This window comes from Nitrospirota bacterium (assembly GCA_040756155.1).
Lineage (GTDB): Bacteria > Nitrospirota > Thermodesulfovibrionia > JACRGW01 > JBFLZU01 > JBFLZU01.
Genome location: JBFLZU010000110.1, coordinates 1 through 11,780, shown reverse-complemented (window position 1 = coordinate 11,780; position 11,780 = coordinate 1). Strand labels below are relative to the sequence as shown.

8 protein-coding genes, 1 pseudogene and 1 riboswitch are annotated in these 11,780 nt (G+C 39.5%); of the genes and pseudogenes, 1 reads left to right on the top strand and 8 read right to left on the bottom strand.

The window, feature by feature from the left end:
- The 8 genes and pseudogenes from AB1488_10385 to AB1488_10350 all read right to left on the bottom strand — a co-directional run.
- Positions 1-455: hypothetical protein (locus tag AB1488_10385; protein MEW6410495.1), on the bottom strand; the 455-nt coding region annotated here is incomplete at its 3' end.
- Positions 442-780, bottom strand: a complete 339-nt coding sequence (locus AB1488_10380) for a DUF2149 domain-containing protein (protein MEW6410494.1) — start codon at positions 778-780, stop codon at positions 442-444. The genes AB1488_10380 and AB1488_10385, both read right to left, overlap by 14 nt.
- Before the next feature lie 109 nt (positions 781-889).
- A pseudogene (locus AB1488_10375) lies at positions 890-1,228 on the bottom strand (MotA/TolQ/ExbB proton channel family protein).
- A 397-nt stretch (positions 1,229-1,625) separates the two neighbouring features.
- Positions 1,626-2,486 carry a DUF2162 domain-containing protein gene (locus tag AB1488_10370; GenBank protein ID MEW6410493.1) on the bottom strand — a complete coding sequence of 287 codons (861 nt, stop codon included), beginning with the start codon at positions 2,484-2,486 and terminating at the stop codon, positions 1,626-1,628.
- 1 nt (position 2,487) lies between these two features.
- Positions 2,488-3,171 carry an energy transducer TonB gene (locus tag AB1488_10365; GenBank protein ID MEW6410492.1) on the bottom strand — a complete coding sequence of 228 codons (684 nt, stop codon included), beginning with the start codon at positions 3,169-3,171 and terminating at the stop codon, positions 2,488-2,490.
- Positions 3,172-3,173: 2 nt separating this feature from the next.
- A complete protein-coding gene (locus AB1488_10360; GenBank protein ID MEW6410491.1) occupies positions 3,174-4,220 on the bottom strand; it encodes a TonB-dependent receptor in 1,047 nt (348 codons plus the stop codon).
- On the bottom strand, positions 4,139-4,417 hold the full coding sequence (locus AB1488_10355; GenBank protein ID MEW6410490.1) for a hypothetical protein: 279 nt from the start codon (positions 4,415-4,417) through the stop codon (positions 4,139-4,141). The genes AB1488_10360 and AB1488_10355 overlap by 82 nt, the downstream gene beginning before the upstream one ends.
- 243 nt (positions 4,418-4,660) lie before the next feature.
- Positions 4,661-4,894, bottom strand: a riboswitch (cobalamin riboswitch).
- Between the two features lie 144 nt (positions 4,895-5,038).
- Positions 5,039-5,662 (bottom strand): phosphoribosylanthranilate isomerase, encoded by a 624-nt coding sequence (locus tag AB1488_10350; protein ID MEW6410489.1) that lies wholly within the window; start codon positions 5,660-5,662, stop codon positions 5,039-5,041.
- A 236-nt stretch (positions 5,663-5,898) separates the two neighbouring features.
- Here AB1488_10350 and AB1488_10345 point away from each other — a divergent pair, with 236 nt between their 5' ends.
- Positions 5,899-11,610 carry a DUF3320 domain-containing protein gene (locus AB1488_10345; protein ID MEW6410488.1) on the top strand — a complete coding sequence of 1,904 codons (5,712 nt, stop codon included), beginning with the start codon at positions 5,899-5,901 and terminating at the stop codon, positions 11,608-11,610.
- Positions 11,611-11,780 lie beyond the last annotated feature (170 nt).

The following is an 11,780-nucleotide window of genomic DNA, read 5'->3' as shown; positions in this document are numbered from 1 at the left end:
ATGAGTTTTGATTCCTTGAGATGCCTGAGGTCTTTGTTTCGTATGTCTTTAGACGGATACACATGAAATGAAATATTTTCCAGTTCTTGACTCTTGACTCCTGACTCTTGACTCCTGACTGCCTTTATAGCCTCAATGGCTGTCCTTGAATGTGTATCGCCAAGCAGAAGGCTTACCTTTAAAGATTCGGCACGAGCAGTAGCAGCAAAAAAGATGATAAAAAATAGGGTAATGAGCAGGAACTCATGCAGTCCGATTTTGTCATTCCGTGCTTGACACGGAATCCAGGGTTTCCTGTGGAAACAGGAATCCAATTCCTTTGTATAGTTCCCTCCTTTCGCAGGGACGGCGTCTGGATTCCCGCTTTCGCGGGAATGACGATTATGTTGCCATAATAATGAACCTCTTAGTAACTCCAAACTCCTAACTCTTAACTCTAAACTATTCAGGGACATAAATCACCCTCCCATCTTTTAACTGATATGCAGTCCCAAGCCTTGTGCCTTCACCGCTTAATCGTTTATCTGTTACCTTTTTAGCCTTAATCTCTTTTCCTTTCTTTGCGATTATCTCTATCTTTCCGTCAGCGGTCTTTTTTGTGATAGTTACTTCTGACTTTGGATTTAATAAATCAAGCATGTTATAAGCCATAAAGAGGGCAATCATCATGCTCACTATAAAGACCACGCTTGCATCAAAGAGATTTGCAATCCCTGATATTGGATCTTCAAGGGGCTGTTCATATTTTTCAAACCGTCTTCGTCTCTTCAGAAACCTCATCTTTAACCTCTAATTCAGTCCTGTCATTGCGAGCCGTAGGCGAAGCAATCTCTGAACGATGGGATTGCTTCGTCGCTTCGCTCCTCGCAATGACACCTTGCGTTGCATTTCGGAGTGTTAGCTCCGTAAGATACTCCATCTCCCTCATATCAGCCCTTATCCACTTTTCTTTTATCAGTGACATAAGATATGCAGCCACACCACAGGCAAGCCCAACAACCGTTGTTGTAAATGCCGTCACCATGCTTCCTGCCATCTTTGGCATATCACCCTGTGCAAGGGCAGAAAGGGCGATACCCATTGGTATTAATGTCCCCATCAAGCCAAGGGCAGGACCTACTCGTATAACAAATCTAATCCTATCAAGAGATTTAACAAGCTCAAGTTCTGCAGACTGAAGAAGCCTTTCTAACCTTATGTCAAGCGTATCAGTGTGCTGACTACTGTCATTCTGAGCCCTTCGCATGTCATTCTGACCCTGAGTGAAACGAGGGGGAAGAATCTCGTTTCTCTGCTCAGGGTAAACTCCGCGAGGAATCTCGTCTTGAGATTTCGTCGTGAGCTCAGTCGAACAATTCGGAGTTCCCTCACTTTGTTCGGGACTCCTCGCAACGACAAGGAAAAGGCAAATTTCAGATTCAAGGGATTTTTTATATCTGTTCAATGCAAATACACTTCCTTGCCTTCTTTCAATGTATTCACGCAAGAAACCTCCAAAAAAAATAACAATCCAGAATGTAAGTAACACAAGTCCTGCCACCACTGGATAAAAAAGTGCTGATGATATTACATATAGAAATGTCTCGAGCCCTGCAAGGATATTCATCTCTTAACCTCCCTTTTGATCATGCTTTGCTTTTGTCATTGCGAGCGTCAGCGAAGCAATCTCGATTCAAGATTGCCTCGTCGCTACGCTCCTCGCAACGACGATGAAGAATGCGATAATGTGTATGCCTTTTATTCGCGAAAAAGCCTATTAACACTGCCACAAAGAGAACAATAAGAACACCTGCACTGTCACTTAAGGCTGTACCCTTGTCTTCTGAGATAAATGACCTATACACGTTCTTTGCTTCCTCAATCTTTACAGGAAGAAATAAAGAGGCAAGGAAGTAAAGCCCGATGCCAATCATGCTTAAACCAAGACCAACCTGAGAAGTGATGAGTGACGAGTGACGAGTGATGAGCTTCAATGAAAAGAAAAATAATAATGATAATGTAACAAAAACAATTCCAAGTCCCAAACCAACGATGGGAGCAGGAAGTTTAATCACACTTAATGCTGCCCATGTGGAAAAGGTCATAGCAGTAAGACACACAGGACAGGGGATCAATAAGAATAGAGAGTTTAGAGTTAAGAGTTCAGAGTTATTAATTTTGAAATTTTGAATCTTGAATTTCAGTTCTGTCTGTGTTCTGTGCTCTGTTGTCTGTCTTCTCAATAAAATAATTCCCCATGCAATCATCCCTAATGCCATCAGGGCATGAAGATACGGACCTTTTCTTAAGACAGGTTCAAGGTATCTGATTAACCTCTCCGAAAGCACAGCTATAAGGACAAAGATGGCGAGGTATGAAGAAAAGGTTATGAATAATATTCCCCTCCATTTTATTCCTCCAAAACCAAGTCCAAAGCCAACCTTAACAGCAAATATGCCGAGGCTGAAAAGTGTTCCAGCTATCCATAAAATAATGTCTAAATCCATCTTAATTTTCCCCTTCCAGTCTAAACCTTACAGGCAACACTGCCTTACACGCCACAGGATGCCTATTCAATTTAGCAGGCTGAAAGCTTGATGCCTTCACAGCATTAATTGCTGCCTCATCAAAGCCATAACCTGCTTTCTCCAGAATCTCGACATTGACGAGTTTTCCAGACTCATCAATGATAAGCCTTAAAAGAACTCTTCCTTCTTTACCAAGCCTTCTGGCCATACGAGGATATTCAGGTCTAACCATCTTTAAAAAAGAAGGCCCATCAATAGAGTCAAAAGTCCTCTCTAAGAATCTTTTACTTAAAGAACTTCCAATGGCACTGTTGCCTGTTGCATCCTTTTCAGATCCATCTGAATTCCTCATTACACCTGCATTCCAGGTTCCCTTACTTCCAATCTCATTGACTTCGTTATTAATCTGAATGACAGGTTCTGAAGTCTTTACTTTTTCTTCGTGGGTTGTGCTACTGGAATAGTCGTGAGTTATATGTATTCTTCCTTTAGACTTCAGACTTTTGACCCCAGACTTCTGCCCCTTGACTTCTGACACATCAAACATTAATTCCACTGTAAATACCTTTTCTTTGTTTCTGTTATATTCCACTGCACCGAAGACAAAAAGCATACCTATATGCATCATTACCGAAATTATTAATGGTAATACCTTTGTCCTCAACCCTAAAACCTCAATGTCATCTCTCCAAACCATGACCTACCAGGAGTTTTGTAGTAATTAAAGTAACTTCTATCAAAGATGTTATCTACAGAAAGGGAGACTGTTGCCCATTTAGTAAATTTATAAGAGATCTTTGCATCAGCAACAAAATAAGGGTCGTATGAGGTATAGATATTGTTTACCGTATCTCTATTTTCATCATCAGAATATCTCTTACTCACATACCGACCGATTAGAGTTGCAGAAAACAGACCCTTTTCAAAGTCACATCCAATATTAAACATCCTCTCAGGTACCTGTGTTAATCGCTTACCGACTGTCTCAGGCTTTGCCTCATTTTCTTTTATCTTCGCATTGTTATAAGTAAAGCTGGAAAAAAGCCTGAGATGTTTATCAAACCTTTGCTCTGCCTCAAGCTCTACACCTTTACCCTTTGCTTTACCAGCATTTATAATCTCTTGAAGAGCAGAGGTAACAGTTTTTCTGTAGATAAGGTCTTCCATGTAGTTTTCAAAATAGGTAGCCTTTATTTTTGCCCCTTTCCATATTCCCTGTTCAATTCCGATATCCCATGAGGTAGTGGTCTCTGGCTTTAAATCTGGATTTCCTGCATAAGTAATACCTCGTGATGATGTCCATGTCCTGTAAAGTTCATAAATTGTTGGAGGTCTGAATGCCTTTCCAGCGGATGTCCGCATGGTTGTATTTCCAAATGGCCTATAGACAATGGCAACCTTCGGGCTTAAGGATGATGCATCCTTTTTGTCATAGGTCTCCGGGTAACCAGCAGTGCCAACCTGATTGGCATAACCATCATATGTCTCCCACCAGTCCTGCCTGAAACCAAGATATACAGTAAGGCCATCAAGAATCATTATCTCATCCTGAACAAATAAGGCATAAGTTCTATCTCTGCCCTTTGATTGATAGGTGAGGGTGGTTGTTGATTTTTCATCCTTCCAGTTTGTTAGGTTGTGATCCTTTGTATCTGCCCAGCCATGCCTGAAAGAGCCACCAAGGGTAAGAATATCTCTGCCAAAAAGCGGCAACGTAAACTGGAGATCAGCATTGTATCTTTTGTAATAACCGCAACACTGCCCGGAGCCATTTCCATCTCCTTTTCTGTCCTCGTGGCTGTAACGACAATTTCTTCAAGTCTCGTCTCTTTTTCTCCTGCCTGTATCATTGATATACCGATTAACAAACTCAAGATACAACCCACAAAACCATTCAAGACCTTTCTCATTAAACACCTCCTGAGATTCTTTTATCACCCCCTTCTTAGGAGACATGGTAACCTTCGTGGACTGCCTACTGTAAAGAAATCAGAAAACAAAAAGCCATGAAAACCACACCTTCGAGGTGAAAAGCCTTCATGGCATTTTTTTGTTAAATATAAAAACTTTTTGTCCTGAATTCCTGATTCAGGATTTCTGCATCTTGAGTAATATTCTACTTTCATTTTTCTCCCTCGAGAATTTTTGGGTTTGTGAATTTCTTTGGAATGGATAGGTCTTCCGGCTCAGGGCCACAACGGCACCCCAAAAAATCTGCGATTTTTGGGGACCCCGTCCTACTTGCCCGCCTTCCCATCATGGTATTACCCATCACAGTGGCTTATGATTTGGGCTTTCGTTCCCTTCACGGCTGCGGGGCAGCGGGAGAATCACCTTTACAGGATCACTCCTCTTCCCTGACATCCATCCATGTTAGTATCAGTAAGTCATGCTTTTCTGATCACTGATTACTGTCTACTGTTTTTCTCACCTCCTCTCTTCCAAAAATTACCTCTGCATGTTTTATGCATTTATAACACATGGTAATTCAGGATTTCAAGGTAATTTTCAGAAGGGAAACAGAAAAAGGGTCAGGTTGACTTTGCGTTATCTATAAAGAGCTTCATCTTCTTTAGGTCTTTCCTCCCTGGGCGAGATTCCACTCCGCTTGCAACATCAACACCGTAGGGTCTTACGATCCTGATGGCTTCAACTACATTATCAGGATTTAGCCCCCCTGAAAGTATAATCCTTCCCCTGTTCTTTGCGGAGAGTGCGAGTGTCCAGTCAAAGGACTCGCCAGTTCCTCCTGCTATATCAGTGGCGTATGTATCAAGAAGAAATGTGCAGATACCACCTTCGCACCTGTAGTTTTCAAGTCCATCGAGACTTAATTCGTCCTTAACCCTTATCGCTTTTATAAATCTCCTGCCGACCTTCAAGCAGAAATCAGGGGATTCATTACCGTGAAACTGCACTATATCTATATCACATTCGTCAACAACTGACTTTATTTTCTCTATCTCTTCATCCACGAATACCCCGACAGTTGTTATAAATGGTGGCAGTTCAGAGATTATATGTCTTGCCTTCTCTGGTGTGATATATCTCAGGCTTTTCTGATAGAAAATAAACCCTAATGCATCCACCCCATACTCGGCAGCAGCAAGCGCATCGTCAACATTTGTTATGCCACAAATCTTTACCTTGGTCATTCAGCACTATCTCAAAATCTTTATTTATATGAATATTAGATGAAAGGAATTGTCTTGTCAAAGAAAAATCTCTTTAGAGTTATTTCCTTATGCCTAATACCTATCTAGGTTTTTTTATTTTTTATTTCTTGACCTCTCTTACCTTTTTTGATATATCTTAGGTTAGATCTACATCTTTTTTTTAAAATTCATTATAATTAGCGTATATATCCGATGTTTATTGGGTATCTTGGATTATGAATACCCGTCAATCAAAATCCCGTGTAACCCGGCGCATCGAAGAGTGGAAACAAAAACTTGTAGATCTTACGAGGCGCAATCGCCTTCTATATTTTAAGCCGAGTAAAACTTCAACTCTTTTCATTGACAGCCCCGAACATCAGACAATTTTTGAGAGGCTTGTAGTAAAAGGAAGAGGCTGGGAGTTTTGGCTACCACCTGATGAAGAAAACCAAGACAGTGAAGATCGTCTCTTTAAAGATGGTGCAATAGAGCCAAAAGAAACAACTGAAACAAAGCCCGTCAAGAAAAATCAATTGGTCTGTAAAGAACAGGATAAAAACCAAATAGAAAAGATTCTTAAAAATCTCTATAGACGAGCAACAGCTGATTACCAAGAAAAGGGTATTCGTATTCTCCATCTTGCTTTTGGTATGTTACAATGGAAAGAAGCTGAAACATCTGAAAAAGTGCTTTCCCCAATAATTTTAGTCCCTGTCAAACTTATTCGAGAATCGGCAAAAGATCCTTTTAGCCTTCACGTTGCTGAGGAAGCAGATGTCGTCCTTAATCCTGCTCTACAGGTTAAACTGCAAAATGATTTCAAGATCGAGCTTCCATCGTTGCCAGAAGACTGGGAAGAAAATAAGCTCACCGATTATTTTGACTCGATGGAAAAATCTATTAAACAACTGGGATGGACAGTAGATTACTCTGTTCAACTGGGCCTTTTTTCATTTCATAAATTGGTGATGTACCAAGATTTCACAACTAATACATCACTTGTAGAAAAACACCCTATTATACTATCACTTTCGGACGAAAACATAGACAATCTTGTGCACGACTTACCAAATATTCGAGACCTTGATACTATACAACAGCCTATTAATACATTTCAGATTCTTGACGCTGACAGCAGTCAGCAGCTTTGCATTCAGTATGCCTTGCGAGGACAAAGTTTTGTTATGCAAGGACCCCCCGGAACAGGTAAAAGTCAAACTATTGCAAATATCATAGCTGAATGTATAGCTCATGGTAAAACAATACTTTTCGTTAGTGAGAAGATGGCAGCTCTTGAGGTAGTATACAAACGACTAAAAGCTGCTGGACTAGCCGATTTTTGCTTGGAACTTCACAGCCATAAAGTAAATAAGCGAGAAGTCGTAACAGAAGTGGCTCGTTCTTTTAGGGAACACAGGATTCCGAAGATAACCATGACAAAGTTAGAGTTTGAAAAACTTACCAAATGCAGAGAAAAACTAAACAACTACGTACTTGCACTCCACAGTGTACGAGAACCTTTAGGTTTAAGCGCTTACAAAGTAATTAGTTTACTTACCAAACTTGAAAAGATTCCTTTTGTACCTCTTAAACTGCCAGATCCACGCACTCTTACACCCAATCGAATACAGGTGCTGGAAGAGTTAATACTCCAATTACAAAGGGTTTGGAAGGTAGCTACTGAGGGTAAAGAATTTCCATGGCGTGGATTCCGGGAAACTCAGTTTACTTTAGAAGTCCGCTCAAATTTGTCAGAACTTCTCAGTGATTTGATTTCTTTAATCAATAGACTAAAAGAGGAATCATCTCGGTATGCTACGGTTATAGGGGTGGATACACCACTAAAACTTGCTGACGTAGAGTGGTTATTGAAAATAAGCGAACTACTCATACATAATCCTGTACCTCATTTAAACTGGATAACCCATCCTCATATTGATCGTATTATCAAAGAAGCAAAACATTACCAAGATATGTGCGGTTTTTATCTGAACACTCGAGATAATCTTAAAGAACGATACTCACAAACATTTTTTGAACTTCCGACTGGATTGCCAAATCAGATTAAAGATAAATTGGATAAAACATTAGAAATTCTTGCCCATGATGAACTCAAAAGCTCAGAATTACTGAAATACCGCAAAGAACTCCTTCATTTATGTAAAGAGACCCAACGCTTAATCAGAGAATGGCTTCGTGATGCAAACGAAATTATTCAACACCTTGGTCTACCAGATACAGATATTACTATTGAAAGAATTAAACAACTTGCACGGCTTGCACTTCTATGCCATACGCAAACAAGACCTGATCAAAGTTGGTTAGACCCTCTACGTTTACAAGAGGTGCGCGGAGTTTTCGCAAAAATAAGAGATGAGTATGAACAGTATAATATCAAAAAGCAAAAACTGTTGGAAATATATGATGAGATCTTTTTTGATCTAGAATTAGAGAGACTTATCGAACATTTTAATGGTGTATATCGTACTATATTCAAGTGGTTTTTACCCAAATTTTATAGAGATAAGAAAAATATTATTAGAACAACTCGAACAGGTGTTATACCGCTTTCTATACGAGACGACCTTCTTGCTGCACGGGAATTACTTAGACTAAAGAATAAACTTGAAGCAGATCGTAATTATGTAAGTAATATTTTGGGCCAGCACTATCAGGGCTATAACACTGATTTTAAAACAATTGAATGTGCTCTTGACGTAGCCAATGAAGCTCTTGAACTTGCTGGCATAAGCCCTGTGCCAAATAAGCTATCTGATTCTATTTCTATTGGGAAAATTCCACTGCCAGAACTTCGCACTATAGGAACACGACTTTTGAACTCCATAAACCAGTGGGAGCAATTATCACAAACATTGGTATCGCTCTTTCCATTGCAGAATATACCACATACAGAGATACCGGTACATCACACACCCCTCTCACAGTTTGAGCAATGGTTGCAAGAGTTAGAAATTCCGCTCACTGACCTTTGTAACTATATAGAGCAAGTTTTTAATACCTGTTATGGAGAGTTACCTACTGATTTTCTTACAGTAATACAAGACTTACAATCTTTAGATAAAATTCGTGAGATAAAAGCCCACATTACAATGGAATCTAAACGCTTACAAGATGAATTTGGAAGACGCTATTCTGTGATGGAAACAGTGTGGGATGATGTTTTAACATCACTAAATTGGACAAGAAAGGTTCGTGAACTCTTTGGTAGTCATCCTATTCCGGAAGCTTTTGCAGTCTTTGTAACAAAAGGAACTATTTCAGCACCACAAAACAGCACGCTTAATAAAATTTACTCACAAACAAAAGAACTTTTAAGTGTTTTTGAAGATAAATTTGAGATTTCGTCTTCAATCATAGGAAAGCCTGGGTTTTTAACTACAGCCGTGGAAAAACTCGAAAATCATTTAAAACCCCATGCCCCTACTTATAAAGGAACACCGTTGCATGAGTTAACTTTTGAACTTCTCAAAGAAGGATTAGAACAGTTTCATTCTCGTATAGATGATATTCAAACTTGGATAGATTTCAAGGCTATTGAGAAAAAATTTTATGAGGAAAAACTCGATGAATTTTTTTCAAAACTTGTAAAAACTCCCCTCCTTGCTTCACAATTACCGGATGTGTTTCGCAGGTCTATTTATCAGGCATGGACCGATGGTATCTTTAAGGAAGATCCCTGCTTAGGAGAGTTTAGATGTCAACATCATGAACAACTTATCGACGAATTCCGTAAACTTGATAATAAATTGGTTTCCCTTTCCTCTCAACGTGTAATAGAAAAAGCAAATAGCCTAAAACCGAAAGATGTCATACAAGCAGGCGAATCAGACATTTTACTTAGGGAAGCATACAAAAAACGCCGCTATTTACCACTTCGCAAACTCTTCGAAAAAATCCCAAATTTACTACTTAGAGTCAAACCTTGCCTTATGATGAGTCCCATTTCAGTTAGTCAGTTTCTTAATCCAGAACATTTACAATTTGATCTGGTTATTTTTGATGAAGCCTCTCAGATTTGTCCTGAAGACGCAATAGGGTCAATTTACCGAGGGAAACAACTTGTTGTTGCAGGAGATAACAAACAACTTCCACCAACAGCTTTCTTTCAGCAAGCCATGTTGGAGGAATATGATTGGGATGACATCAGTGATGAAGAGTTTGCAATTTTTGACAGCATTCTTGATGCATGTAGTCCGATTTTGCCTCATCAAGAGACATTGCTAAGATGGCATTATAGAAGTAAACATGAATCGCTCATTGCTTTTTCTAATGTACAATTCTACAACAAAGGGTTAATTACTTTCCCTTCTTCTTTGCATGAGCATGAAACTTTAGGAATAAAATTTTATTATGTGCCTGATGGAGTTTATGATAGGGGTGGAAAACGGGATAATCCACGCGAAGCCCAAGTTATTGCTGATATTGTTTTTGAGCACTTTAAAAAATATCCGAAGAAAACTCTGGGGGTGGTTGCATTCAGTATTGCACAAATGATAGCTATAGAAGATGAAATTGAACGTCAGCGTAGAGAGAAACCAGAATTTGAACGATTTTTTAGTGAAGATCGGTTGGAAGGATTTTTTGTTAAAAATTTGGAAAATGTGCAAGGAGACAAACGAGACGTAATTATTTTTAGTGTAGGTTATGGAAAAGATCAACAAGGGCGAATGACTATGAATTTTGGTCCACTAAACAAAGATGGCGGGGAGCGACGACTTAATGTTGCCATAACCAGAGCACGTGAGAAAGTTATCTTAGTTAGCTCGATTAAGGCAGCAGATATTGACCTGAATACAGTACGGGCACCAGGTGTTTTGAATTTACACAAATATCTTGATTATGCTGAAAGGGGTGAAAAAGCGCTTGAATTAGAATTCCATGTAAAAAGAGAATATGAATCACCGTTGGAGGAGGAAGTTGCTAATGAAATTAAGCAGCTAGGTTACAACGTAGTACCTCAAGTGGGTTGTAGTGGCTATCGAATTGATCTTGGAGTACTTGATCCAGCTAAACCTGGAAGGTTTATCATTGGTATGGAATGCGATGGAGCAAGTTATCATTCTGCTTATACCGCAAGAGACAGAGATCGTTTACGCCAGCAAGTGTTAGAAGACCTCGGTTGGCGTATTCACAGGATTTGGTCACCAGATTGGGTAAATAGACGTGGAACAGAAGTTAAGCGGTTGAAACAAGTCATTGAGTCATGCCGAAACAACCCTACACCTCCCACAACAAATACACAGCCACTAAAAGTTAGCGTACAGAAAACAAAAGTTTTTGGGCCTGATCAGATAAATACCCTCCCGGGAACAATCCCATATAAATTTTGTAAACTCGAACCTAATAGTAAAATTGGACTTGATTCCCACTTGGAAGAGTATAGAAAAGAACAATGTCGTCTTCTTGAGAAATTAGTAAAAAAAGAAGGCCCGATTCATATCGATTATGCAACACGTCAATTGGTAACAGCTTGGGGCTTAGGACGTATCGGAACTCGCATCGTTAAAGCAGTTAAAGAAGCAGTAAAGCTTTGTGAGAAGGATGGTAAGTTGGTAATCAGAGGAAAATTTCTATGGCCTCCTGATTTAAAGGATGTTCCAGTCCGAATTCCAGTGGACGACGACCCTAACGCGTTTTTCCGTCCTATTGACTATATACCTCCTGAGGAAATAAAAAACGCAATAATACTAATTGTTAAGCACACTATTGGGATAGATGTTGACTCATTATTAACTACAACCGCACGTATCTTTCGATTTGACAGAACTAGCACCAATATCCAGAACAAGCTCTTCTCTGTCTATAAAAAAATGATCCGTGCAGGCGAACTTTCTGAAAGTGGCAGTTCAGTAGTATTAGGCACAATTAACCAGTTATCTAAAAAAGATTTAGACAGTGGCGGAACGCATAAGGTAATAAGGTGAAAAATGGGACGGTTGTTATTAAAGAATGCTTACAACGGACGGCTATGTCGAGTATCAGCGAAATTCCCCAGTTAGTATCAAAATAATTCCCCACCTGGTATCAGAATAATTCCCCAGTTAGTATCAAAGTAATTCCCCACTTTTTCCACAATAGTGATATAAGATTTCCT